We start from the raw sequence: 22,819 nt of genomic DNA, 5'->3' as shown, positions 1-22,819 counted from the left end.
TCGCCGTGCTCAGCTCTGGACTTCGGCCACCGCGGCGTCGGCCGGTGCGATGTGCAGGCACGCATCCGGATTGCCGTCCAGGCCGGCCGGCATGCTGCAGGCGCGCGGTTCGAAATCCAGCGTCGGCTGCCAGCCGAGCTTGGTGTCCGGGCGCAGGGCGACCTGCACGTCGACATCGCGCACGACGACGCGCGCGGTGCGGTCGCCAGCGTCCGTCAGGGCCCAGCCGTCGAGCGCATGGGCCAGCGTGGGATCGAGCAGGCGGTTGTCGTCGAGCAGGCTGCGCACGTGGTCCAGCGCCACGGCCTGTTCGCCGGCGGCGCCGCTGGGCTCGATATTGACGCTGGCCAGCATGCCGTCCTGCTGGCGGAAGGCCACGCGCTCGGCCGGCACCGTGAACTGGCGGCCATCGGGCAGACGCAGGGTCACCTGGCGCGGCTGACCGACCAGATGCTCGGCCGCGAGCGCGCCGTTGCGCTGGGGCCAGGCCAGGTCGACCTGTTCGGCGACCGGCGCCGACAGGTCGATGTGCAGCGGCTTGACCAGCGCCGGCGGCGATTCGATCTTCGCGCAGGCGCTGAGCAGGCTGCCCGCAAGCGCAACGGCGATGAGGGAAGGGCGGAACACGTTCGAAGTCATGGCTGCAACCTGTCGCAAGGGGAGGGAAGGCAGGGCACCGCGCCGGGCACGTCTGTGCGGCCTCGTCGAATCCGGTATCGGACGGACAGGCGGACGGCTGGGCCGATGGCCCATTTCGCTTACCTGTCGATCCCCCTGCGGACGATCAGACCAGCGCCGGGGTTAACGCGATGTCGACAGGTCGGCGCAGATGCCCGCGAATCTTGGCATCTTCAGACCGGATGCGACGCGACGATCCGCGTGGCCACGGCGATCCGCGGCCCGCGTGCGGGGCCGGATGCGACCTGCCCGGATTCAGATCGGGCGCGCGCTGCCGCCGCGCTGCGTGAGCAGATCGCGCAGCTCCTGCTTGCCGGCGGGATCGAGCGCGCCGCCGCGTTGCAGGTCGAGCAGGGCGTCGATGCGCTGCTGCACTACCTGGCGGTCGAGCTGCGTAATGACGTCGTGCAGCTCGGCCTGCCAGATGGTCTCGTCGCCCGGCAGGCTCTGGCTGGCCAGCTTCTGCAGCGCCGGCGCTTCCTCGCGCTCGTCGAAGTGCGCCAGCAGCATGCCGGTGCTGATGTCCGGCCGCACGCTGGCCAGTGCGATGAGTTCGGTCAGCAGTTCGATGCCCGGCTGGCGCAGCGCGACGAAGGGGTACGGCGGTGGCAGCAGCGCGGCCATGCCCGGCTTCTGCAGCAGCAGGGCGATCGCATGACGGACGAGGCTGCGCTTGGGCGCCGGCACCGCGCGACCGCCGCGGGGTGCCCGCGCTGGTGGCATCTGCGCCGACGATCCGGCCTGGGCCAGGCCGGTGAGTTCGCCCAGCCGCTGGCGCATCAGGTCGGCGAAGGCGCCGTCGGGAATCTGCGCCAGCATCGGCTTGGCACGCTCGGCCAGTCGCGCCTTGCCGTCCAGCGTCGACAGGTTGATGCCGTCGCCCAGGGTGTCGAAGAAGAACGTCGACAGCGGCATCGCCTGCGTCAGGCGCGCCTCGAAACCGGGCGCGCCCTCGGTGCGCACGATGGTGTCCGGATCCTCGCCGTCGGGCAGGAACAGGAAGAACGCCTGACGGCCATCGCGCATGCGCGGCAGCACCGATTCCATCGCGCGCGTCGCCGCGCGGCGGCCGGCGGCATCGCCGTCGAAGCAAAAGAACACGTCGGGCGCGTTGCGGAACAGCAGCTCGGCATGATCGGGCGTCGTCGCCGTGCCCAGCGTGGCCACCGCCTGCGGCACGCCGAACTGGAAGAGCGAGACCACATCCATGTAGCCCTCGACCACGACCAGCCGCTCGATCTTCTGGTTGGCCTGGCGCACCTGCCACAGGCCGTAGAGCTCGCGGCCCTTGTGGAACAGCGGCGTCTCGGGCGAGTTGAGGTACTTGGGCGAATCCTCGGGCTTGAGCACGCGGCCGCCGAACGCGATCACGCGGCCGCGGCGGTCGTGGATCGGAAAGATCACCCGGTCGCGGAACTTGTCGTAGCTGTGGCCACGGTCGTTCTTCGACAGCAGGCCCACCTTCTCCAGCACCGCGATGCGGCGGGTGTCGTCCTTGCCCAGCGCGTCTTTCAGCGCGGAGAAGCCATCGGGCGCGTAGCCGATGGCGAACTGCTCGCGGATCGTGGCGTCGACGCCGCGGCCGTCGAGATAGCTGCGTGCGGCGTCGTTGCCGGCGAGCTCGCGGACGAAGAAGCGCGAGGCGGCATCGAGCGCGTCGTACATCGGCGCGCTGTCGGGCCGCGCTTCGCGCTGCTGGGTGTCGCGCGGGATTTCCATGCCGGCGCGCTTGGCCAGCTCGTCGACCGCGTCGAGAAATTCGAGGCGGTCGTAATTCATCAGGAAGCTGATCGCGGTGCCGTGCGCCCCGCAGCCGAAGCAGTGATAGAACTGCTTGGTCGGCGACACGGTGAAGCTCGCCGAGCGCTCGTCGTGGAAGGGGCAGCGCGACGAATATTCCTTGCCCTGCCGCTTCAGCGGCACGCGCGCGTTGATCACCTCGACGATGTCGGTGCGCGCCAGCAGATCGTCGATGAACGCGTCGGGGATGCGTGCCATCAGCGTGTCTCGCGCAGGCAGGCGCACGCGGCCGCAGGGCGGACACGGGACAGGCAGGACAGGGTGGGAGCGACGCGGATCATGCAGACGCTAGGATGCCACGCGGCGTGCGGAATGCCGCGTCCGGATGGACTCAGACCGCCGGCGGCGGCCCCTTCGCCAGTGCGGCCGCCTGGCGTTCGGCGCGCTTCTGCAGTGCGCGATCCACCGAACTGCGACGCACGCGTTCGTCGACGACCGCGGTGATCAGCGCGCCGACGAAGAAGATCGTCGCCGCGTAGTACATCCAGACCAGCAGGATCACCAGCGTGCCGAACGAGCCGTAGGCGCTGCCGGGCGCGGCGTGGGTCATGTAGATGCCGATGCCCCAGCGCCCGACGACGAACAGCACGGACGTCACCACGCCGCCGAACAGCGCCTGGCGCCAGCGCACGCGGCGGTCGGGCAGGTAGTGGTACAGCACGGCGAACGCGAACGAATACAGCACCAGCATCAGCGTGTTGCCGACCAGCGGCAGGATCGACGGCACGTTGGCGAAGATGAACTCCACCGCGGTCGTCATCAGCGTCGACACCAGCACCAGAAAGCCCAGCGCGAACACCACGCCGGCCGAGAACACGCGCTTGCGCAGGAACACCATCAGTCCGCCCGGCAGGCGGTCGCCGTCGGTGCGGAAGATCAGGTTCAGCGTGCCCTGCAGCTGGGCGAACACCACCGTCGCACCGACGAACAGCAGCAGCGTGCTCCACAGGCCGGCGAGCGAGCCGATGTCGGGTTGTTCGGTGGCGTTCTGGATCACGGTGCCGGCGACATCGCGTGCGCCGTCGCCCGCCAGCGCGCCGATCTGCTCGAGCAGCGCTTCCTGCGCGGACGGATACAGCGACGCGGTGATCCACAGCACCAGCACCAGCATCGGCGCCAGCGAGATCAGCGTGTAGAACGACAGCGACGCGGCCTGGGTCAGCAGGTCGGCATCGACGAAGCGCTTGACCATCGCGGCCGGCAGGCTTTCCTCGAAGCGGGACACGCCCTTGTCGACGCGCGTGCGCAGTCTTCCCCAGCGCGTGTGACGCACGGGGGCTTCGGGTTCACGGGTGTCCTGTGGCGACGTGCTCATGCGGGGCGATTCGAGATGGCCGATGTGCGGAGCGCATGCATCCACTGCGGCGTTGCCGTCACCTTATGGACCGTCTCGTAGCAGCGCGTGAAGCGCGCGACTCATTGCGCGGTCGATGCGAGTGCGCGCAACGCAACGCCGTCGAGGCGCTGCACGGTCCACTCGTCCTGGCCGACGGCGCCGAGCGCACGGTAGAACCCGATCGCCGGCGCGTTCCAGTCGAGCACCGTCCATTCGAACCGGCCGCAGCCGCGCGCCACCGCCAGCGCGGCGAGGTGCGCCATCAGCCGGCGGCCGAGGCCCCGGCCGCGATAGGCGGGGCGCACGAACAGGTCTTCCAGATACAGGCCGCGCCGGCCGAGGAAGGTCGAGAACGTATGGAAGAACAGCGCGAAGCCCGCGGGCGCGCCGTCGACCTCGGCGATCACGACTTCGGCCGCGGGCGTCCTGCCGAACAGCGCGTCGGCGAGCAGGGCCTCGTCGGCAACGACGGCATCGGACAGGCGCTCGTAGTCCGCCAGTTCGCGGATCAGCGCGAGCACCAGCGGCACGTCGCCCGGACGTGCCGGGCGCAGGACGATGCCGTCGCCCGCAGCCATCAGCCCAGCGACTGCTTCACCAGGCGCGAGACCACACCCATGTCGGCCTTGCCGGCCAGCATCGGCTTCAGCACGCCCATCAGCTTGCCGATGTCGGCCGGGCTGGTGGCGCCGGTTTCGGCCTTGGCGCTGGCGATCGCGGCCAGGATCTCGTCCTCGCCGAGCTTTTCGGGCAGGTAGCGCTCGATCACGACGATCTCGTCGCGCTCGATCTGGGCCAGGTCCTCGCGGCTGGCGGCCTCGTACTGGCTCACCGAATCGCGGCGCTGCTTGACCATCTTCTCTAGCGCGGCCAGCACGGCGGCATCGTCGAGCTCGATGCGCTCGTCGACTTCGCGCTGCTTGATCGCAGCCAGCATCAGGCGGACGACGCCCAGCGTCTGCTTGTCGCCGCTCTTCATCGCGGCCTTCATGTCGTCGGTGAGTCGAAGCTTCAGGGACACGGCGGACTCCATCGGAAGTGGGAATACAGTGCGACGCGGCTGCATCGCGGGGACGACAAAAAGCCGGCGGCGCAATGCGCTGCCGGCTTTCGCGTCATCAAACGATCGAACCGGGCGAGGCCCGGTCCGCGCCGATCAATACAGGCGCTGGCGCTTGGTGACGTCGCGCGAAACGCGACGCGACTGACGCTTCACAGCGGCAGCGGCCTTGCGCTTGCGCTCCTGGGTCGGCTTCTCGTAGAACTCGCGCTTGCGGGTTTCGGCGAGCACGCCGGCCTTCTCGCAGGTGCGCTTGAACCGACGCAGCGCAAACTCGAAGGGCTCGTTTTCGCGGACTTTGACGCTAGGCATGGAATCTCCGGGGATCTGATCGTCCGGCCTTCATTGGCCGGTTCGAATCGAATTTCGAATGCGAATCACCGGGCTCAGGCCCGGCGAGCCGCGTATCATAGCCGTGTCCCGCCGCCGTGTGCAAGCCGCGGGGCTGCCGCGCCCGACGCGGCCTTTTGTTCCGCTTCCCGGCAGCTTCCCGATGAAAGTCCTCGGCATCGAAACCTCCTGCGACGAAACCGGCGTGGCCGTCTATGACACCGGCATCGCCGGCGCGGGCGGTCTGCTGGCCCACGCGGTCTACAGCCAGATCGCGCTGCACGCCGAGTACGGCGGTGTGGTGCCGGAGCTGGCCAGTCGCGACCACGTGCGCAAGCTGCTGCCGCTGATCCGCCAGACCCTGGCCGAGGCCGGCCTGTCGACCGGAGATCTCGACGGCGTTGCCTATACCGCCGGCCCGGGCCTCGTGGGCGCGCTGCTGGTGGGTGCGGGCGTGGCGCGCGCGCTGGGCTGGGCGCTGGACGTGCCGACGATCGGCGTGCACCACATGGAAGGCCATCTGCTGGCGCCGCTGATGGAAGACGATCCGCCGGCCGCGCCGTTCGTCGCGCTGCTGGTGTCGGGCGGGCATACCCAGCTGGTCGCGGTCGACACCATCGGCAGCTACCGCCTGCTCGGCGAAACCCTCGACGACGCCGCCGGCGAGGCCTTCGACAAAACCGCCAAGATGATGGGCCTGCCGTATCCCGGCGGCCCGCAGCTGGCCGCGCTGGCGGAAGAGGGCACGCCCGGCACGTTCAAGTTTCCCCGCCCGATGACCACGCGCCCGGGCCTGGATTTCAGTTTCAGCGGCCTCAAGACCCAGGTGCTGCTGGCCTGGCAGGCCAGCGACCAGAGCGAATCGACCCGGCGCGACATCGCGCGCGGCTTCGAGGATGCCGTGGTCGACACGCTGGCGATCAAATGCGCACGCGCGCTGGACGCGACCGGCTGCGACACCCTGGTGGTCGCAGGCGGCGTCGGCGCGAACCTGCGCCTGCGCGCGAAGCTGCACGCCGATGCACAGCGGCGCGGTGGCCGCGTCTGCTTCCCGCGTCCGGCGCTGTGCACCGACAACGGCGCGATGATCGCCTTCGCCGGCGCGCTGCGCCTGCAGGCCGGCCAGCACGACGATGCCACTGTGCGCGCGACGCCGCGCTGGGATATGGCGGTGCTGTCGCCGCTGACTGCGGCGTGATTGGTAATTGGTCATTGGTGATTCGAAAGAGCGGCTCTGTCGCGAACGTGGCGATCCCATATCGAACACTCGCTGAGGCAACGCTGATCAAGTGTGCTTTTGCTCGTCATTCCCGCGAAGGCGGGAATCCATGGACTTTGATTTCAATGGCTTGAACGTCCGTGGATTCCCGCCTTCGCGGGAATGACGACTTCAGCGTTGCCCTAAGCTGTTGCTGCCAGTGCCGTTGCTGCTCCGAATCACCGCTTTCAACGGACGAATGTCCGATCATCACGAATCCCCAATCACGAATCCCGGCTCCTCCATGGACTACGTCTTCATCGAAGGCCTCGAGATCGAGGCGCTGATCGGCATCTACGACTGGGAGCGGCGCATCCGCCAGCCGCTGGTGTTCGACATCGAGATGGCATTCGACAACCGCGTGCCCGCGGCCAGTGACGACATCGGCGACACGCTGAACTACAAGGCCGTCAGCAAGCGGCTGATCGACTACGTGTCGGCCTCGGAATTCGGCCTCGTCGAGACGCTGGCCGAACGCTGCGCGGCGATCGTGATCGAGGAGTTCAATGTCGCTTCGGTACGATTGAAGCTCAGCAAGCCGGGTGCGGTGCGTGGTGCACGCGCGGTCGGCGTGACCATCGAACGCAGTCGCCGGACCTGACAGACGGACTCCGGCGCCGCGCCCGCAGGGCGCGCCAGACCAGGAGATTCCACTGATGCAGACCCAGCTCGAACGGCTTCGCGACGTCATGGCCCCGTATCCGTGGGCCTACACGCTGACGGTGCTGGCAGGCCTGCTCGCATTGGCGTGGATCGCCAACTTCGTCACCAAGCACGTGCTGCTGCGCGGCCTTGCGCGCCTGCTGATGAAGACGCCGCTGGGCGGCGCGCAGCAGGACCAGGAAGTGCGCATGCGGGTGATCCCGCGCCTCGCCAACGTGGTGCCGGCGCTGGTGATCTCGGCCGGCATCTCGATCGTGCCCGACCTGCCGCCGCAGGTAGTGACCGTGGTCAAGGCGCTGTGCCAGGTGTTCGTGGTGGTGACGATCGCACTGGCGATCTCCAAAGCCCTCGATGCGATCAACCGCAACTACGAGCGCCGCCCGGACGCCTTGAACAAGCCGATCAAGGGCTATTTCCAGGTCGTCAAGATCATCATGTTCGTGCTGGTCGGCATCTCGGTCGTCGCGACCCTGATCGGCGCGGAGTTCCTGCACATCGTCACCGGCCTCGGCGCGATGACCGCGGTGCTGATGCTGATTTTCCAGGACACCATCCTGTCGCTGGTCGCCAGCGTGCAGATCAGCAACGACGGCCGCGTGCGTCTCGGCGACTGGATCGAGATGCCGGGCCAGAACGCCGACGGCGACGTCATCGACATCGCGCTGCACACCATCACCGTGCGCAACTGGGACCGCACGGTCACCACGGTGCCGACCAAGAAGCTGGTCAGCGATTCGTTCAAGAACTGGCGGCATATGTCGGAAGGTGGCGGTCGCCGGATCAAGCGCGCGCTCCATCTCGACCAGCGCAGCGTGCGCTTCCTCGAGCCTGCGGAGATCGAACATTTCCGCCGTTTCAGCCTGCTCGACGGGTATCTCGACCGCAAGGAACAGGAGCTGCAGGAATGGAACGCACGCCTGGCCGCGGATGGCGCCGAGCCGGTCAACCATCGGCGCGTGACCAATCTCGGCACGTTCCGCGCCTACATCGAGCACTACCTGCGCAATCACCCGGGCATCAACCAGGATCTGACGATGCTCGTGCGCCAGCACCAGCCCACCGAGATGGGCCTGCCGCTGGAGATCTGGGCGTTCACCTCGAGCACCGCGTGGGGCGTCTACGAGGGCATCCAGTCGGACATCTTCGACCACATGCTGGCGATCCTGCCGGAGTTCGACCTGCGCGTCTTCCAGGCGCACAGCGACGCGCCGCTGGACGTCAATCTGCGCCGCATCGATGACCCGGACGATGCGTCAGGTACGCGAGACCTGCGCCCACGTGCCGAGCCGCCGGTGCCTGCGCCCGACGCCGGCTGATCCCCACGCGATGCCTCGCACGGATGCGGGGCAATCGGCGATCATGGCGCCCCCACCGGAGCGCGCCATGTCCATCGCCCTGCTCAGCCTCGGCAGCAACGTCGATCCCGAGACCCACCTGCGCGTGGCGATCGCCGCGTTGCGGGCGCGCTTCGACGACGTCGTGGTGTCGGATGTCTACCGCTTTCCGGCGGTCGGCTACACGGGACCGGATTTCCTCAACGCCGCGGCGACGGTGCGCACCGGTCTCGCGCCGGAGGCGCTGAACGACTGGCTGCACGCACTCGAAGACGCACACGGCCGCGATCGCAGCGGCCCGCGTTACAGCGACCGCACGCTCGACATCGACATCGTGCTGTTCGACGACGCGGTGCTCGACGGTGCAGGCAATCTGCGGATCCCGCGCGACGAACTGCGCCACGCCTTCGTGCTGCGGCCCGCGGCGGAAATCGTGCCCGGCTGGCGGCACCCCGTCGACGGCACGCCGCTGGCGCAGTTGTGGGATGCGCACGCGGACCGCGACACGGTGTTCGAGCGGGTGGAGGGATTCGACGCGGACGCCGCCGGCTGATGGAGGCCGCCGCGGGATTGCGTGTACTGGGCACCGGCTGCCACCACCCGGCGCAGCGCGTGGCGTCGACGGTGTTCGATACGCGGCTTGGCCTTGCGCCGGGCAGCAGCGAAGCCGCGACCGGTGTCGCGATGCGCGGCGTCGCCGGCGATGACGAAACCGCATCCTGGATGGCAGCCCGCGCCGCCGAAGCGGCGCTGCAGGCGGCCGGTCTCGACGGCAGCGCGCTCGATGCGATCGTCTCGACCTGCGCCGTCATGGAGCAGCCGATTCCCTGCCAGGCCGCGCTGGTGCAACGCGCCTTGGGCCTCGGCGGATCCGGCATTCCGGCCTTCGACATCAACGCGACCTGCCTCGGCTTTCTGGTTGCGCTGGATCTGGTCGCTGCCTCGATCGCGACGGGCCGGTATCGACGCGTCCTCGTCGTCGCCAGCGAAGTGCCGTCGCGCGGCCTGCGTGCGGACGATCCGGTGACTGCGCCGTTGTTCGGCGACGGCGCGGCAGCGGTCGTGCTGGGCGCCGCTGCGCCTGATGAGAACTCGGCGCTGCTGGCCTGGCGCATGGAAACATTCGCCGACGGCGCCGACGCCTGCCGCATCCGCGGCGGCGGCACGCGCATTGCGCCCGGCGATCCGCGCCATGACGACCGCGATGCCTATCGGTTCGAGATGGACGGACCGGCGACGTTCCGCATGGCCGGCCGTCGTCTGCCGCGTCTGCTGACGCGCCTGCTCGAATCGGCCGATCTCACGCTCGACGCGCTCGACTGCATCGTCCCGCATCAGGCCTCGGGCGGTGGTCTCGACCGCATCGTGCAGGCGCTGCGTCTGCCGGAAGCCCGCACGGTGCGCATCCTCGGCGCACACGGCAACCAGGTCGCGGCCTCGCTGCCGCATGCGCTGCACCACGCGATCACTGCCGGCCGCCTGCAGCGCGGCCAGACCTGCCTGCTGCTGGGCACCGGCGCAGGCCTGTCGGTCGGCGGCGCCGTGCTGCGGTACTGACGTGCGCGTCGACCTGACCCTGTTCGATGTCGGCCAGTGCCGCCACTGCGAGCGCGTCACGCTGGCCGGCGGGCGCTGGGGCAACGTGACGTTTCCGTCGATGGTCGCGCTGATCGTGCATCCCACCGAGGGCGCGATCCTCTACGACACCGGCTACGCGCCGCATTTCATGGACGCGACCGCTGGATTCCCGGAGCGCCTGTACCGCTGGGCGACGCCCGTCGACCTGCCGCAGGCGCAGCGGCTCGAGGTGCAGCTCGCCGCGCATGGCCTGCGACCGGCCGACATCCGCTGGTGCCTGGTCTCGCATTTCCATGCCGACCACATCGCCGGCCTGCGCGATCTGCCGAACGCGCGCTTCGTGTGCATGCGCGAGGATCTGGAGTCGATGCGCGCGATGTCGCGCGTGCGCGGCCTGCGCAACGGCTGGCTACCGGCCTTGCTCCCGTCCGATTTCGATGTGCGCGTGCGCTACGCAGGCGATGGCGTTGCACGCGCGCTGCCGGCGCCTTGGGACACCTTGGGCGAGGGATTCGACCTGTTCGGCGACGGCAGCCTGTTCGCGGTGCCGATGCCGGGCCACGCGCCGCGGCAGATGGGTCTGTGCCTGCGCGACGCGAAGGACCGTGCGGTGCTGCTGTGCGCCGATGCGTGCTGGTCGCATCTGACGTTCCGCGAACGGCGCCTGCCGACCTGGCCGGCGCGGCTGGTGACCCACGACTGGGCGGCCTACGTGCGCACCGTCGAACGGCTGCACACGCTCGCGCACGCCGCGCCGGACGTCGCGATCCTGCCGTCGCATTGCCAGGCCAGTCTCGACACGTATCGCGCGGCGACGCATGGAGGACCCGCATGCGCATCCTCGTGACGGGTGCATCCGGCTTCGTCGGCGGGGCGTTCCTGCGCCGTCATGCCGGGCGCGCCGATCTGCAGCTGACCGGCACCGGGCGACGCGCGTGCGATCTACCGGATTACATCCGCTGCGATCTCAGCCAGCCCTTCGATCTGCCGGTGCGGCCCGATGTCGTTATCCATGCCGCCGCGCGTTCGTCGCCGTGGGGCACGCGCGCCGAGTACATCGCGCAGAACGTCGACGCGACCCGGCACGTCATCGATTTCTGCCGTCGCAACGGCTATCCGCGGCTGGTCTATCTGTCGTCGAGTTCGGTGTTCTATCGCGAAGCGCACCAGGTCGACCTGCGCGAGGACAGCCCGGTCGGCCCGACGTTCGTCAACACCTACGCCGAGACGAAGTACGCCGGCGAAGAGCTGGTGCGCGACTATCCCGGCGAGCACGTGATCGTGCGGCCGCGGGCGGTGTTCGGCGTCGGCGACACGGTGCTGTTTCCGCGCATCCTCGAAGCCGCGCGTCGCGGCGCGTTGCCGCTGTTCACCGGGCAGGACCGGCCCGTGGTCGGCGATCTGATCCAGATCGACACGCTGTCGGACTACCTGCTGCGCGTCGCGACGATGGACCGCCCGGCCGACAGTTACAACCTGACCAACGCGCAGCCGGTCGACATCCAGGCCCTGCTGCTCGACGTGCTGGCGCGTCTGGAGCTGCCGCCGCCGCGACGCCGCGTGCGCATCGGCGCTGCATTGCGCATGGCGACCGTCGCCGAGTGGCTGTGGCGTGGTTTGCGACTGCGCGGCGAGCCGCCATTGACGCGATTCGGTGTGGGCGTGTTCGCGTATTCGAAGACATTCGATCCGGCGCGCATGCTCGCCGATCTCGGCCCGCCGAGCGTGTCGATCGACACCGGCATCGACGATTTCATCGCCTGGCAGCGGGCGCAGTGGGCGGCCTGAGTTTCGCGGTGGTGCTCGCCTGCGCGTACGGCGCATTGCTGGCCTTGCGTGCGGTCTGCGCATCCCGGGAAATCCACCGGCAGACAGCATTGCCGAGCGCGAATGCTGCTTTCGCGATGCACGAGGTCGCGGTTCTGCAGCCGATTCTCGGAGGCGATCCGCGGCTGATCGACGTACTGGGCGGGACGCTCGATGCACTGCCCGATGCACGCTTCCACTGGCTGATCGATGACGGCGACACGCACGCGCAGTCGGTGATCGCAGCCCTGCAGGCGACGCATCCGCACGCCGCCATCGTCGTGCACCTCAATCCGTCCGCGCCCGACGGCGTGAATCCCAAGAGCTTCAAGCTCGACCGCACGCTCGCTGCGATCGAAGCGCCGGTATGCCTGGTGCTCGACGACGACGCCACATTGTCGGCGGACGCGCTCGCGCGTCTGGTCGCGGCACTCGGCACCGCCGACATCGCGACGGCGCTGCCCGGCTACGTCGACGATGGCGAACGCCTGCCGGGTCGACTGCTGGCGCAGTTCGTCAACGACAACGCGGCCCTGACCTATCTCGCGCCGCTGATGTGGGCGCCGCCGGTCTCGATCAACGGCATGTGCTACGCGTTGCGCACCGCGCGCCTGCGCGCGCTGGGCGGATTCGCGCCGCTGCTGCACGCTCTGGCCGACGACCTGGCGATGGCCGACCAGGTGCGGGCGCACGGTGGCCGCATCGCGCAAACCATCGCCCCGGTGCGCGTGCGCACCAGCATCGACGGCCCCGCGCATTACCTGCGCCAGATGCATCGCTGGATGCTGTTCGCGACTTTGCTGCTGCGACGTCAGCCGCTGCGCATGCGCGTCCTGATCACGCTGCTGCACGGCCTGCCGCCCCTGCTGCTGTGGGCGACACTCATCGCGCTGGCGCTGCAGCCCACGGTGACGGGCGCGGTCTGCGCGGTCGGCATGCTCGCACTGCGCGCAGCGGTGCCCGCCTGGCTGCAGCGCAGGCTCGGCGTCTCCGCGCCGCAGCGCCCGCTGCTGTCGCTGCTGGCCGAGCTGTTGCAGCCGCTGCACCTGCTGCACGCGGTCTGCGTGCGCACGGTGCGCTGGCGCAGCCGGCGCTATCGCGTGCATGCCGATGGCAGCTTCCATGTCGCCTGAAGCCGCCACGCCGATCCGGATCGCGTTCCTCACCGGGCGCAGCGATCCGTCGCGCTGTGGGCTGAGTCCGGAGCAGCACGCCTTTCTCCATGCGCTGCAGGCGCCGGGCCGCGAACTGGTCGATCGCAACTTTCCATATGCCGCGCGGGATGGCGGACACGTCGCTGTCCCGCTGCCGCTGGCCGCGTGGCGCAATCTCGGCGACTACATCGGTGCGCGTCGTCCCGCATTCGCCAGCCGTCACCGCGCATCCGTAGCTTCCGCGTTCGACGGCGATGGGGCCGCCGTGCTGCTGGCCGGCAGCTGCGGCCTCGAACTGCTGGCGAACCTGCACCTGGACGCCTCGCTGCGCGCGCGCTTGCATGTCTTGGCCTACGGCCCGGTCGCGCGACACGCGCCGGACGTCGCCCGACTGCTGTGCGTGCAGGGCCGCAGCGACTGGATCTCGCGCGTCGGCTGGCGCGGGCCGGTGCGTCGCGTCGACGGCGGTCATATGGACTACCTGCGCCAGCCCGACGTGCTGGCGCTGTGCAAAGACTTCATCGCGGCGACGCCATGCGCATCGACTTGATCGCGCCGCCCTACAGCGGGCATCTGCATCCGGTGCTGGCGATGGCCTGCGCACTCGCCGCGCATCACGAGGTGCGCGTGCTGTCGACGCCATCGGCACTGGCGCAGATCGCCCGTGCCGGTCTGGTCGGCGTGCCGCTGCTCGATGCCGACGCCGAACACGCGCTGGATGCGATCTCCGATCCGCGCCACGCCGTGCGCAACCATCCGCTGCGCATGCACCGGCAACTGCGCGCCGCGCTCGACGTCATGGCGCGTTTCGCGCAGGCGTTGCGCGACACGTACGCGGATGCGGCGATGCGACCCGGACTCGTCATCGCCGACTTCACCGTGCCGGCCGCCGGCGCGGTCGCGCAGTCGCTCGGCATCCGCTGGTGGACCAGCCTGCCGTCGCCGTGCGTGCTCGAATCGGCAGACGGACCGCCGGCCTACATGGGCGGTCTGTCACCTGCGACGCATGCAGGCCAGCATCTTCGGCACGCGCTGGCGCGGCTCGCCGTACGCGGCTTCAAGGGCGGCGTGCATCGCACGTATCGCCGACGCATGACCGCGCTGGGCCTGCCGCGGCTGTACCGCGACGACGGCAGCGAGGCGGTCTACTCGCCCGAACGCATCCTCGCGCTCGGCATCGAGGCGCTGGAGTTTCCGCGCACCTGGCCAGCGGCGCTGCGTTTCGTCGGACCGCAGTTGCCGGCGCCCGGCACCGAGACGCCCTGGCTGGCGCAGCGCCCGGCGCCGCGTTTCGTCGAAGGCCGCCGCCATGTGCTGGTGACGCTGGGCACGCACCTGCGCTGGGCGAAGGACGCATTCGATTTACGTCTGCGCGCGCTGGCCGCGGCGATGCCGGACGTGGAATTCCACTTCACCGATGGCGACGCGACTGCAGGGCATCACGACCACACCGGCAACCATCAGCGCCTGGCCTACATCGACTATGCGCGCTGGATCGGCCACTACGACCTCGTCGTGCACCACGGCGGCGCCGGCATCCTCTACCAGTGCCTGGCGGCGGGACGGCCCGCGATCGTCTGCCCGCAGGATTACGACCAGTTCGACCACGCCGCGCGCCTGGAGCACGCGCGCGCGGCGCTGTGGCTGCGCGATCCGGCTGGCCTCGAGGGTGCGGTGCGCCGGTCATTCGCCGAGCCCGCGCTGTTCGCGGGCCTGCCCGCATTGCAGGCCGCGGTGCGCGCGAAGCTCGCCGCGCATCCGCTGGTCACATCGGTCGCCGACGATACGTCGTGGTAAAGCCCGAGGGCAGAAGGTGACCTCTGTCACTGGGCATCGCGCCCGCCGGGCGACACCATCCAGTCGACGTCGAAGTGACGGCGTCGCGTACACACAGGGGAAGACCGATCATGTTCGAGACGCTGTCGCGGAGCTGGGGCCTGGTGAAGGCGAGTGCAGGCGTGTTGCGCTCGGACCAGGAGCTGATGCTGTTCCCGGTGCTGTCCGGGCTGGCCTCGCTGGTGGTGCTGGCGACCTTCGCGTTGCCGATGTTCGCGCTGCGCGTGTTCGAACACGGCATCGGCGTCGCCAGCCTGCTGTTCGCGTTCGTTTTCTACTTCTGCCAGTACGCGGTGATCGTGTTCTTCAACGCCGCGCTGGTGGCCGCCGCGATGATCCGCCTCGACGGCGGCGATCCGTCGCTGTCGGACGGCTTCGCAGCGGCGAAGCGTCGCCTGCCGGCGATCCTCGGCTACGCGGCGATCGCTGCGACCGTGGGCGTGCTGCTGCAGACGATGAAGCACAAGGACAACAATTTCCTGGTGCGGCTGCTCGGCAGCGGCCTGGGCGTTGCATGGACACTGGCGGCCTTCCTGGTGGTGCCGGTGCTGGTCAGCCGCGATGTCGGCCCGATCGATGCCCTCAAGCAGAGCGTCGCGCTGCTCAAGCGCACCTGGGGCGAGAACGCGCTCGGCAGCGTCGGCATCGGCGCCGCGTTCGGTCTGTTGACCGGGTTGTGCGCAGTGGCCGCGGTCGCCCTGACCTACGTCGCGTTCATGACGTCGGCCGCACTGGGCGTCGTGATCGGCGTGCTGTGCGCGCTCGGGCTGATGTTGCTGGCGATCTACCAGGCGGCGCTGACCGGCATCTATTCCGCGGCGCTGTATCGCTACGCGGTGTCGCACGAAGTGCCTGCGGGCTTCTCCGGTGCGCAGCTCGAACACGCGTTCGAACCCAAGCGCTAGATCCTTGCCGCAGCCGACTGCAGCCGCGCGCTTGCGCGCGATGGCCGCGCTGGAACGCCTGTTCGTGCGCAAGCGCGCCCTTGCAGCAGATGCTGCGTGCCGCAGATCAGGTCGAGAGCGCTAGAGCGACCGGCCGCCGTCGAGCCGCAGCACTTCGCCGGTGGTGAAGCCGCCGCGCAGCAACCAGGCAACGGCATCGGCGATCTCCTCGGCCGTGCCGAGACGGGCGAGCGGGGTCGCTTCGAGGATGCGCGCCTGCTGCGCCGGATCCGCGCCGTCTTCCGGCCACAGGATCGCCCCGGGCGATACCGCATTGACCCGCACATCCGGCGCCAGCGCGACGGCCAGACCGCGCGTCAGGCCCAGCAGGGCGGCCTTCGACGCGGCGTAGGCCACCAGATCCGCGCGCGGGCGCTCGGCGTACAGATCGCCGATGTTGACGATCGCGCCCCGCGCTGCGCGCAGATGCGGCGCGGCCGCCTGCGCCAGCAGGAACGGCGCCCGCGCATTGGTCGCCATCAGCGCATCGAAGGCCTCGGCACCGGTCGCGTCGAATGCGGTCGGCGCGAAGGCCGCCGCATTGTTGACCAGCGCATCGAGCCGGCCGAAGCGCGCGACGGTGTGCTCGACCAGCGCTGGCAACACGGCCGCATCCTTCAGGTCGCCTTGCAGCACGCATGCACTGGCGGCGCGCTGCGCCTCGAACCCCGCGGCCAGCGCATCGGCATCGTCACGCGAATGCTGGCAATGCAGCGCCACCGCGTAGCCGTCGGCGTGCAGGCGACGGGCAATCGCCACGCCGATGCGACGGGCGGCGCCGGTGATCAGGACAACGGGAGCGGATGCGGACATGCCGGGCAGGGCGGTGGTGGCGACAGTGGCTCACCTTACGCGACGCGCCGGGACCGCGTCGTGGGCGCAGCGCGACAGGTCGGTGTTGTCGCGGCAGACATCCTGTGGGCCGCGCACTGGCCGGCGCCCGATGGCACGCAGCACGTGGGGTGGCGGCAGGCGGTTGCGTCCAGCCTTCGGCGTGCAAGCCGCCGCACCCGGAGCTGTCGAGCGCTCGCCGACCTGGCCATGTGCCGGGTCCGTACCGGCAGGCGTAATCTCCCGTCAGACCCGCATCGGAAGCGACCATGCCCACGCCGTACACCATCGATGCCATCGATCACGTGGTGCTGCGCGTCCGGGATCTCGAACGCGCGGTCGCGTTCTACGTCGACGTCGTCGGCTGCAGCGTCGAACGCCGGCGCGACGATCTCGGTCTGGTCCACCTGCGCGCGGGTACTTCGATGATCGACCTCGTGCACACGATGGGCCGGCTCGGACTGCGCGGCGGCGCCGCGCCCGGCGAGGAGGCGCGCAACGTCGATCACGTCTGCCTGCGCATCGCCCCGTTCGACGAGGCCGCGCTGATGGCCCATCTGGCCGGACACGGGGTCGCACCGGACGGACCGGCCTCGCTGAATTTCGGTGCCCAGGGCGACGGCGCGTCGCTGTACTTCGCCGATCCGGAAGGCAACGTGGTGGAGCTGAAGGCGCGCGCGTGACGGCAGGCCGTCAGGCAGGCTCGCGTATCCTGACCGCGCCTGTTCCGGAAGCCCTGCATGTCCAGCCAGCCCCTTGCCCCGAGCGACGACGCGCTCGCCCACAGCGCCGAACTGCGTGCGCTGATCCACGCCCAGATCGAGGCCGCCGGCGGTGCGATTCCGTTCTGGAAGTTCATGGAGTTGGCGCTGTACGCGCCGGGCCTGGGCTACTACAGCGCCGGCGCGGCGAAGTTCGGCGCGGCCGGCGATTTCGTGACCGCGCCGGAGCTTGGGCCGCTGTTCGCCGAGTGCGTGGCCGAGGCGTTCGCGCCGGTGCTGCGGGAGATCGGCGCGGACGCGCAGTTCTTCGAGATCGGTGGCGGCAGCGGTGCGTTCGCCGGCGATGCGCTGGCGCATCTGGCGGCGCTCGATGCGACGCCCGCGCGCTACGCGATCCTCGAACCCAGCGCGGATCTGCGCGAGCGCCAGCGCGCGCATCTGCAGCAACGCCTGCCGGCGGATCTGTTCGCGCGCGTCGAATGGGTCGACGGCCCGATGCCCGGCGACTGGCAGGGCGTGCTGTTCGCCAATGAGGTCGTCGATGCGCTGCCGACGCCACGCTTCGTCATCGGCGAAGGCGAGGTGTTCGAGGAGTACGTGACCCGCGACGGCGACGGCTTCGGCCGTACCGTGCATCCCGCCGATGCGCTGCTCGGCTCGGCCGTGCGCCATGTCGAGCGCCAGCGCGGTGGTCCGCTGCCCGACGGCTACCGTTCCGAGCTGCTGCCGCAGCTGCCGTACTGGGTGCAGGCCGTCGCCGGCGGCCTGACCCGTGGCGCGATGCTGTTCGTCGACTACGGCTATGCGCGGCGCGAGTTCTACCGCGACGATCGCGACGCTGGCACGCTGCGCGCGTTCCATCGCCACCAGGTCACCGGCGACGTGTTCGCGCTGCCGGGCCTGCAGGATCTGACCGCGTCGGTCGATTTCACCGCGCTGGCCGAGGCCGGCACGCATGCCGGCTTCGATTACGCCGGCTACTGCAACCAGACTTCGCTGCTGCTCGGCAACCGTCTTGAACAGCGTCTGGCCGCGCACGAGGCGCTGGCAACGGACGAGGCCGGGCGCTATGCGCTGCGCCAGCAGGCCAAGCGGCTCACGCTGCCCGGCGAAATGGGCGAGGCCTTCCAGGCGATCGGATTCGCGAAGGACGTCGACTTCGACCACGCCTTCCTGATCGGCGACATGAGCCACCGTCTGTGAGCGCGCGCTCGTGAGCCGACGCCCGCGTTTCGGACGCGCGTTCAAGCCGCTGCGTCGCCCGGCGCTTTGGGGCGGGCTGTGGATCGTGGCGATCGCGGTCGTCGTGGTGCTGTCGCTGACACCGTCGGTGCCGACGCCTGACGTGACCGATGGAGACAAGATCGGGCATTTCCTTGCCTACTTCACGCTGGCTGCCGCCGCGGTGCAGCTTTACGCGCGCTGGCCCGCGTTGCTCGGCGCCGGCGTCGGCCTGGTGCTGCTCGGCATCGGCCTCGAATACGCGCAGGGCGCGCTCACCGAGACGCGCATGCAGGATCCGGCCGATGCCCTCGCCAACACGCTGGGCGTGATCGTGGGCCTGTCGACCCGGCTCACGCCGTTCCGCGATCTGCTGCTGCAGTTCGACACGCGCGGGCTGGCCGGACTCGGGCGCTGAGCGCGACATCGATTCCCCGATAATTCCCCCGTCCCCGACCTGGTCCACCGCATGTCCGCTGTCCTGCCTCCCAACGTGTCCCCTGCGCCCGCCGACGATGCCGCCCGTGCCGACGCGCGTCTGGCCTGGGCCCGCGAAGCCAGCGGCGATGCCACGCTGACGCTCATGCGCGCGTCGATGGATGCCGGCTTCCGCAGCTACTGGCGCGGCGAAGCGAACGGCCTGTCGCGCATCGTCATGGATTCGCCGCCGGATCTGGAGGACGTGCGCCCGTGGCTGCGCATCCGCGATCTGCTGGAACTGCACGGCGTGCGCGTGCCGCACGTGCGGGCGCGCGATGTCGAATCGGGATTCCTGCTGCTCGAGGATCTCGGCGGCGAGACCTGCCTGCAGGCCCTGGACTCGCTCGATGCCGACGCATTGATGGATGCGGCCTTCGAACAGCTGTTGCGGCTGCAGGCGATCACGCCGCCAGACGATCTGCCGGCCTTCGATGCGGCGATGCTGCGGCGCGAACTCGCACTGTTCGACGACTGGTTCCTCGGCCGGCATCTCGGAGTGACCCTGTCGGACGAGGAACGCGCCGGCTGGGAATCGGTGCAGGCGCATCTGGTCGAGGCCATGCTCTCGCAGGCCCAGGTGCTGGTGCATCGCGACTTCATGCTGCGCAATCTGATGCCGGTCGAAGGCGGCGTGGCGGTGCTGGATTTCCAGGACGCGGTGACCGGGCCGATCGCCTACGACGTGGCCTGTCTACTGCGTGACGCCTTCCACAGCTGGCCTGCCGCGCAGGCGGATGCGTGGCTGGCGCAGTACCACGCGCGCGCGCAGGCGGTCGGTCTACCGGTGCCTGCGCGCGCACAGTTCGTCCACGATGCCGCGTTGACCGGCGTGCAGCGGCACCTCAAGGTCATGGGCATCTTCGCGCGCCTGCACCATCGCGACAGCAAGCCGAAATACCTCGCCGACGCATCGCGGTTTCTCGCCTATCTCGACGCGGCGGTGCCGCTCGATGCCGCGCTCGCGCCGCTGGGCGCGTTGCTCGACCGCCACGTGCGCCCGCGGCTCGCCGCAGGCTGATCCGCAGGCCCCGTCGCCATGCAGACCGTCATCCCGCAGCTGCGCATGACCGACGCCGGTCGCAGCCTCGCGTTCTACGGCGCGCTCGGTTTCGTGGTCGACTGGGAACACCGCTTCGAGGCCAGTATGCCGCTGTTCGCGCGGCTCACGCGCGACGGGCAGACGCTGTTCCTGACCGCCCATGCCGGCGACTGCGTGGTCGGCGGCGCGGTGTATTTCAAGGTGACCGATGTCGATGCCTGCGCGCGGGCCTTCGCGGCCGCGGGCGTGCCGATCGTGACGGCGCCGTGGGACACGGACTGGGGGACGCGTGAGATGGTGCTCGTCGATCCCGATCACAACCGCCTGCGCTTCGCGCAGCATCCCGACTGATCGCGCCGACCGGCGCGACGGAGAGCCCGATGGACGACCTGTTCGCAGATGCACCCAAGCCCGTCCACGGCATCCGCACCGGCATCGGCGGCTGGACCTTCGCGCCCTGGCGCGACAACTTCTATCCCAAGGGTCTGGTGCAGAAGCGCGAGCTGGAATACGCCAGCCGGCACCTGACCGCGATCGAGATCAACGGCACCTTCTACGGCGCGCAGCCGCCCGAGGTCTATGCGCGCTGGCGCGACGAGACGCCCGAGGGCTTCGTATTCGCGGTCAAGGCGCCGCGCGCGATCGTCGGCGCGCGCACGCTGGCCGATGCCGGCGCGAAGATCGAGGCCTTCGTCCATGGCGGCCTGGCCGAGCTCGGCAGCCGGCTCGGTCCGGTGCTGTGGCAGTTCGATCCGCGTCGTGCGTTCGACCATGACGACATCGCCGCCTTCCTCGATCTGCTGCCGCGCACACTCGACGGCGCGTCCTTGCGGCATGTGCTGGAAGTCCGGCATCCGGGTTTCCAGACGCCGTCCTATCTTGCGCTGATGCGCGAACACGGCGTGCCGTCGGTGTTCACCGATGCGCCGGACTACCCGTCCTTCGCCGATCTCAGCGGCGACTTCGTCTACGCGCGCCTGATGGCCAGTCGCGAGCAGCACCGCGACGGCTATCCGGGCCTGCAGCTCGACGCCTGGGCCGAACGCGCGCGCCAGTGGGCACGCGGCGAGGCGCCCTCGGACCTGCCCTATATCGGTGAGCGCACCGCCGCTGCGGCGACGCCACGCGAAGTGTTCGTGTTCTTCATCGGCGCGGAGAAGGCGCGCAACCCCGCGGCGGCGATGGCGTTGCAGCAGCGGCTCTGAGCCCGGACGCCTGATCGCGGCCTGGCGCTGGACCGCGGCGTTCGTTGTCCGTCATGCGGTGTGCGCCTCTCATCTGCCGGGTCGATGTCGCCGCAGTTGGCGTGTGTGGAACATTCCGGCACGCAAGCGCGTTATCGAGGTCGTCCACGGAACATGGCGGAAGTTCCGTCCCGCCTGCCGTGACGCGCGTCCGCGCATTCAATGCGTTGTGGAATCGCCGGCACCCACGGTCACGGCCGTATGCGTTTCCGGCCGCCGCCCCCGTACGCGCACGACACAAGGCGCGCAACAATCCGAGGCGTTCAAAGCGCGCTCAGTCCGGCGCGCGTACCGCCGCGATCGCCGCGATCCGGGCCTTGCGCAGCGCTTCGCCCATCGCGGGTCCGGTGATGCCGTCCGCCGCGATGTCGCGGGCGTTGATCGCCAGGGCGGCGGCATGCGCCCGGCGCAGGATTTCGGCCTGCGGATAGGCGTCGTCTGCACTGCCGAGGCGGCCGCGCTTGTCGCATTCGCAGACCAGCGCCAGCTGGTCGATGCGCGCGGGTTTGCGGAAGCCGTCGCAGCGGGCGATCAGGTCGTGCAGGGTGGTGTCGCGCAGTTCGGCGATGCGGTGCACGTTGAGGTGTTCGCGGCAGGCGACGACGGCGAGCTCGCGTTGCGCGGCGGGCACCTTGAGGCGCGCGCACAGCGCGTCCAGCGGCTTGAGGCCGGCGTGTTCGTGGCCGATGTGGCGCGGCAGCTGGTCGTGCGGCGTCAGCGCCTTGCCGAGGTCGTGGGTCAGTGCGGCGAAGCCGATCACCGCATCGCCGGGTGCCAGACGCGCGGCCATGTCGCTGACCAGTTCCTGGTGCACGCCGGTGTCGACTTCCGGGTGGTACTCGGCGCGTTGCGGCACGCCGTAGAGGGCATCGACTTCCGGCAGCACCACGGCGAGTGCGCCGCAGTCGTGCAGCGTGCGCAGAAACGCGGACGGCTGCTTCGACGCCAGCGCACGCGACAGCTCCTGCCACACGCGCTCGGGCGTCAGCGCTTCGAGTTCACCGGCCGCGACCATGCCGCGCATCAGCGCCAGGGTCTCGGCGGCGACGGTGAAGCCGAGCGGGGCGAAGCGGGCCATGAAACGCGCGGCGCGCAGCACGCGCAGCGGATCTTCGGAAAATGCTTCGCCGACATGGCGCAGCACGCGCGCTTCGATGTCGCGCGCGCCGCCGTAGGGATCGACCAGGGTGCCGTCCGGCGCTTCGGCGATCGCATTGATCGTGAAATCGCGGCGGCCGAGATCCTGTTCCAGCGTCACCGACGGATCGGCGTCGACCACGAACCCGCGATAGCCGCGTCCGGATTTGCGCTCCGTGCGCGCGAGCGCGTACTCCTCCTGCGTCTGCGGATGCAGGAATACCGGGAAATCACGGCCGATCGCGCGAAAACCGGCGGCTTCCATCGACGCCTGGGTTTCGCCCACGACGACCCAGTCGCGATCGCCTGCCGGCTGTCCGAGCAGGCGGTCGCGCACGGCGCCACCGACGAGATGGATCTTCATGGGC

The 22,819-nt window shown here is 69.7% G+C and carries 25 protein-coding genes; 17 read left to right on the top strand and 8 right to left on the bottom strand.

Going from position 1 to position 22,819, the window contains the following annotated elements; all coding sequences use genetic code 11:
* Positions 1-9 precede the first annotated feature (9 nt).
* The 6 genes from AC3A5K_RS12710 to rpsU all read right to left on the bottom strand — a co-directional run bounded on the left by AC3A5K_RS12710 (position 10) and on the right by rpsU (position 5,186).
* Positions 10-639 (bottom strand): hypothetical protein, encoded by a 630-nt coding sequence (locus AC3A5K_RS12710; protein ID WP_487617911.1) that lies wholly within the window; start codon positions 637-639, stop codon positions 10-12.
* Positions 640-933: 294 nt separating this feature from the next.
* The gene (gene dnaG, locus AC3A5K_RS12705; protein WP_487617910.1) at positions 934-2,676 is read right to left on the bottom strand and encodes a DNA primase; all 1,743 of its coding nucleotides are present in this window, start codon (positions 2,674-2,676) and stop codon (positions 934-936) included.
* A 133-nt stretch (positions 2,677-2,809) separates the two neighbouring features.
* Positions 2,810-3,670 carry a YihY/virulence factor BrkB family protein gene (locus AC3A5K_RS12700; protein WP_487618205.1) on the bottom strand — a complete coding sequence of 287 codons (861 nt, stop codon included), beginning with the start codon at positions 3,668-3,670 and terminating at the stop codon, positions 2,810-2,812.
* Positions 3,671-3,894: 224 nt separating this feature from the next.
* Positions 3,895-4,392, bottom strand: a complete 498-nt coding sequence (locus AC3A5K_RS12695; protein ID WP_487617909.1) for an N-acetyltransferase family protein — start codon at positions 4,390-4,392, stop codon at positions 3,895-3,897.
* Complete coding sequence (locus AC3A5K_RS12690) at positions 4,392-4,835, bottom strand: GatB/YqeY domain-containing protein (protein WP_487617908.1); 444 nt, start codon at positions 4,833-4,835, stop codon at positions 4,392-4,394. The genes AC3A5K_RS12695 and AC3A5K_RS12690 overlap by 1 nt, the downstream gene beginning before the upstream one ends.
* A 135-nt stretch (positions 4,836-4,970) precedes the next feature.
* The gene (rpsU, locus tag AC3A5K_RS12685; RefSeq protein WP_101926061.1) at positions 4,971-5,186 is read right to left on the bottom strand and encodes a 30S ribosomal protein S21; all 216 of its coding nucleotides are present in this window, start codon (positions 5,184-5,186) and stop codon (positions 4,971-4,973) included.
* Between the two features lie 181 nt (positions 5,187-5,367).
* Here rpsU and tsaD point away from each other — a divergent pair, with 181 nt between their 5' ends.
* From tsaD to AC3A5K_RS12630, 11 genes are all read left to right on the top strand, one after another.
* Positions 5,368-6,402, top strand: coding sequence for a tRNA (adenosine(37)-N6)-threonylcarbamoyltransferase complex transferase subunit TsaD (tsaD, locus tag AC3A5K_RS12680; RefSeq protein ID WP_487617907.1), 1,035 nt, complete (start codon positions 5,368-5,370; stop codon positions 6,400-6,402).
* A gap of 304 nt (positions 6,403-6,706) precedes the next feature.
* Positions 6,707-7,063, top strand: coding sequence for a dihydroneopterin aldolase (gene folB, locus AC3A5K_RS12675; protein WP_487617906.1), 357 nt, complete (start codon positions 6,707-6,709; stop codon positions 7,061-7,063).
* 55 nt (positions 7,064-7,118) lie between these two features.
* Positions 7,119-8,441, top strand: a complete 1,323-nt coding sequence (locus AC3A5K_RS12670) for a mechanosensitive ion channel family protein (protein WP_487617905.1) — start codon at positions 7,119-7,121, stop codon at positions 8,439-8,441.
* Positions 8,442-8,508: 67 nt separating this feature from the next.
* Positions 8,509-9,012, top strand: coding sequence for a 2-amino-4-hydroxy-6-hydroxymethyldihydropteridine diphosphokinase (gene folK, locus AC3A5K_RS12665; RefSeq protein WP_487617904.1), 504 nt, complete (start codon positions 8,509-8,511; stop codon positions 9,010-9,012).
* Positions 9,012-10,016, top strand: coding sequence for a 3-oxoacyl-[acyl-carrier-protein] synthase III C-terminal domain-containing protein (locus tag AC3A5K_RS12660; RefSeq protein WP_487617903.1), 1,005 nt, complete (start codon positions 9,012-9,014; stop codon positions 10,014-10,016). Before folK ends, AC3A5K_RS12660 begins: the two co-directional genes overlap by 1 nt.
* A 1-nt stretch (position 10,017) precedes the next feature.
* Positions 10,018-10,884, top strand: a complete 867-nt coding sequence (locus AC3A5K_RS12655; protein ID WP_487617902.1) for an MBL fold metallo-hydrolase — start codon at positions 10,018-10,020, stop codon at positions 10,882-10,884.
* Positions 10,869-11,825, top strand: a complete 957-nt coding sequence (locus AC3A5K_RS12650) for an NAD-dependent epimerase/dehydratase family protein (RefSeq protein WP_487617901.1) — start codon at positions 10,869-10,871, stop codon at positions 11,823-11,825. Before AC3A5K_RS12655 ends, AC3A5K_RS12650 begins: the two co-directional genes overlap by 16 nt.
* On the top strand, positions 11,813-12,976 hold the full coding sequence (locus tag AC3A5K_RS12645; protein WP_487617900.1) for a glycosyltransferase: 1,164 nt from the start codon (positions 11,813-11,815) through the stop codon (positions 12,974-12,976). The genes AC3A5K_RS12650 and AC3A5K_RS12645 overlap by 13 nt, the downstream gene beginning before the upstream one ends.
* Complete coding sequence (locus tag AC3A5K_RS12640; protein ID WP_487617899.1) at positions 12,966-13,547, top strand: hypothetical protein; 582 nt, start codon at positions 12,966-12,968, stop codon at positions 13,545-13,547. Before AC3A5K_RS12645 ends, AC3A5K_RS12640 begins: the two co-directional genes overlap by 11 nt.
* Positions 13,532-14,794 (top strand): glycosyltransferase, encoded by a 1,263-nt coding sequence (locus tag AC3A5K_RS12635; protein ID WP_487617898.1) that lies wholly within the window; start codon positions 13,532-13,534, stop codon positions 14,792-14,794. The genes AC3A5K_RS12640 and AC3A5K_RS12635 overlap by 16 nt, the downstream gene beginning before the upstream one ends.
* A 110-nt stretch (positions 14,795-14,904) precedes the next feature.
* Complete coding sequence (locus tag AC3A5K_RS12630; protein WP_487617897.1) at positions 14,905-15,738, top strand: DUF6159 family protein; 834 nt, start codon at positions 14,905-14,907, stop codon at positions 15,736-15,738.
* A 120-nt stretch (positions 15,739-15,858) separates the two neighbouring features.
* Here AC3A5K_RS12630 and AC3A5K_RS12625 read toward each other — a convergent pair whose 3' ends face one another.
* Complete coding sequence (locus tag AC3A5K_RS12625; RefSeq protein ID WP_487617896.1) at positions 15,859-16,590, bottom strand: pteridine reductase; 732 nt, start codon at positions 16,588-16,590, stop codon at positions 15,859-15,861.
* A 287-nt stretch (positions 16,591-16,877) separates the two neighbouring features.
* Between AC3A5K_RS12625 and AC3A5K_RS12620 the strand changes: the two genes are divergently transcribed.
* From AC3A5K_RS12620 to AC3A5K_RS12595, 6 genes are read left to right on the top strand one after another with little or no spacing between them, the layout of a single operon-like run.
* The gene (locus AC3A5K_RS12620) at positions 16,878-17,291 is read left to right on the top strand and encodes a VOC family protein (RefSeq protein WP_487617895.1); all 414 of its coding nucleotides are present in this window, start codon (positions 16,878-16,880) and stop codon (positions 17,289-17,291) included.
* A 57-nt stretch (positions 17,292-17,348) separates the two neighbouring features.
* Positions 17,349-18,533, top strand: a complete 1,185-nt coding sequence (locus AC3A5K_RS12615; RefSeq protein ID WP_487617894.1) for a class I SAM-dependent methyltransferase — start codon at positions 17,349-17,351, stop codon at positions 18,531-18,533.
* Between the two features lie 10 nt (positions 18,534-18,543).
* Positions 18,544-18,969, top strand: coding sequence for a VanZ family protein (locus AC3A5K_RS12610; protein ID WP_487617893.1), 426 nt, complete (start codon positions 18,544-18,546; stop codon positions 18,967-18,969).
* Positions 18,970-19,020: 51 nt separating this feature from the next.
* Complete coding sequence (locus AC3A5K_RS12605; RefSeq protein ID WP_487617892.1) at positions 19,021-20,049, top strand: aminoglycoside phosphotransferase family protein; 1,029 nt, start codon at positions 19,021-19,023, stop codon at positions 20,047-20,049.
* An 18-nt stretch (positions 20,050-20,067) separates the two neighbouring features.
* A complete protein-coding gene (locus tag AC3A5K_RS12600; RefSeq protein WP_487617891.1) occupies positions 20,068-20,421 on the top strand; it encodes a bleomycin resistance protein in 354 nt (117 codons plus the stop codon).
* A 29-nt stretch (positions 20,422-20,450) separates the two neighbouring features.
* Complete coding sequence (locus AC3A5K_RS12595) at positions 20,451-21,275, top strand: DUF72 domain-containing protein (protein WP_487617890.1); 825 nt, start codon at positions 20,451-20,453, stop codon at positions 21,273-21,275.
* A gap of 313 nt (positions 21,276-21,588) precedes the next feature.
* Here the strand turns inward: AC3A5K_RS12595 and AC3A5K_RS12590 are convergent, their stop codons facing one another.
* Complete coding sequence (locus tag AC3A5K_RS12590; protein ID WP_487617889.1) at positions 21,589-22,815, bottom strand: multifunctional CCA addition/repair protein; 1,227 nt, start codon at positions 22,813-22,815, stop codon at positions 21,589-21,591.
* Positions 22,816-22,819: the final 4 nt, after the last annotated feature.

This window comes from Luteimonas sp. Soil_C_5, assembly GCF_057656615.1.
Note: the sequence above shows the minus strand (reverse complement) of the source record. Positions and strands in the feature narration are given on the sequence as shown.

What these genes read in the sequence shown, in the direction of transcription:
- AC3A5K_RS12710 (WP_487617911.1), bottom strand. Translation starts at nt 639, where the DNA reads ATGACTTCGAACGTGTTCCGCCCTTCCCTCATCGCCGTTGCGCTTGCG.
- dnaG (WP_487617910.1), bottom strand. Translation starts at nt 2,676, where the DNA reads ATGGCACGCATCCCCGACGCGTTCATCGACGATCTGCTGGCGCGCACC.
- AC3A5K_RS12700 (WP_487618205.1), bottom strand. Translation starts at nt 3,670, where the DNA reads ATGGTCAAGCGCTTCGTCGATGCCGACCTGCTGACCCAGGCCGCGTCG.
- AC3A5K_RS12695 (WP_487617909.1), bottom strand. Translation starts at nt 4,392, where the DNA reads ATGGCTGCGGGCGACGGCATCGTCCTGCGCCCGGCACGTCCGGGCGAC.
- rpsU (WP_101926061.1), bottom strand. Translation starts at nt 5,186, where the DNA reads ATGCCTAGCGTCAAAGTCCGCGAAAACGAGCCCTTCGAGTTTGCGCTG.
- tsaD (WP_487617907.1), top strand. Translation starts at nt 5,368, where the DNA reads ATGAAAGTCCTCGGCATCGAAACCTCCTGCGACGAAACCGGCGTGGCC.
- folB (WP_487617906.1), top strand. Translation starts at nt 6,707, where the DNA reads ATGGACTACGTCTTCATCGAAGGCCTCGAGATCGAGGCGCTGATCGGC.
- AC3A5K_RS12670 (WP_487617905.1), top strand. Translation starts at nt 7,119, where the DNA reads ATGCAGACCCAGCTCGAACGGCTTCGCGACGTCATGGCCCCGTATCCG.
- folK (WP_487617904.1), top strand. Translation starts at nt 8,509, where the DNA reads ATGTCCATCGCCCTGCTCAGCCTCGGCAGCAACGTCGATCCCGAGACC.
- AC3A5K_RS12660 (WP_487617903.1), top strand. Translation starts at nt 9,012, where the DNA reads ATGGAGGCCGCCGCGGGATTGCGTGTACTGGGCACCGGCTGCCACCAC.
- AC3A5K_RS12650 (WP_487617901.1), top strand. Translation starts at nt 10,869, where the DNA reads ATGCGCATCCTCGTGACGGGTGCATCCGGCTTCGTCGGCGGGGCGTTC.
- AC3A5K_RS12640 (WP_487617899.1), top strand. Translation starts at nt 12,966, where the DNA reads ATGTCGCCTGAAGCCGCCACGCCGATCCGGATCGCGTTCCTCACCGGG.
- AC3A5K_RS12635 (WP_487617898.1), top strand. Translation starts at nt 13,532, where the DNA reads ATGCGCATCGACTTGATCGCGCCGCCCTACAGCGGGCATCTGCATCCG.
- AC3A5K_RS12630 (WP_487617897.1), top strand. Translation starts at nt 14,905, where the DNA reads ATGTTCGAGACGCTGTCGCGGAGCTGGGGCCTGGTGAAGGCGAGTGCA.
- AC3A5K_RS12625 (WP_487617896.1), bottom strand. Translation starts at nt 16,590, where the DNA reads ATGTCCGCATCCGCTCCCGTTGTCCTGATCACCGGCGCCGCCCGTCGC.
- AC3A5K_RS12620 (WP_487617895.1), top strand. Translation starts at nt 16,878, where the DNA reads ATGCCCACGCCGTACACCATCGATGCCATCGATCACGTGGTGCTGCGC.
- AC3A5K_RS12615 (WP_487617894.1), top strand. Translation starts at nt 17,349, where the DNA reads ATGTCCAGCCAGCCCCTTGCCCCGAGCGACGACGCGCTCGCCCACAGC.
- AC3A5K_RS12605 (WP_487617892.1), top strand. Translation starts at nt 19,021, where the DNA reads ATGTCCGCTGTCCTGCCTCCCAACGTGTCCCCTGCGCCCGCCGACGAT.
- AC3A5K_RS12600 (WP_487617891.1), top strand. Translation starts at nt 20,068, where the DNA reads ATGCAGACCGTCATCCCGCAGCTGCGCATGACCGACGCCGGTCGCAGC.
- AC3A5K_RS12595 (WP_487617890.1), top strand. Translation starts at nt 20,451, where the DNA reads ATGGACGACCTGTTCGCAGATGCACCCAAGCCCGTCCACGGCATCCGC.
- AC3A5K_RS12590 (WP_487617889.1), bottom strand. Translation starts at nt 22,815, where the DNA reads ATGAAGATCCATCTCGTCGGTGGCGCCGTGCGCGACCGCCTGCTCGGA.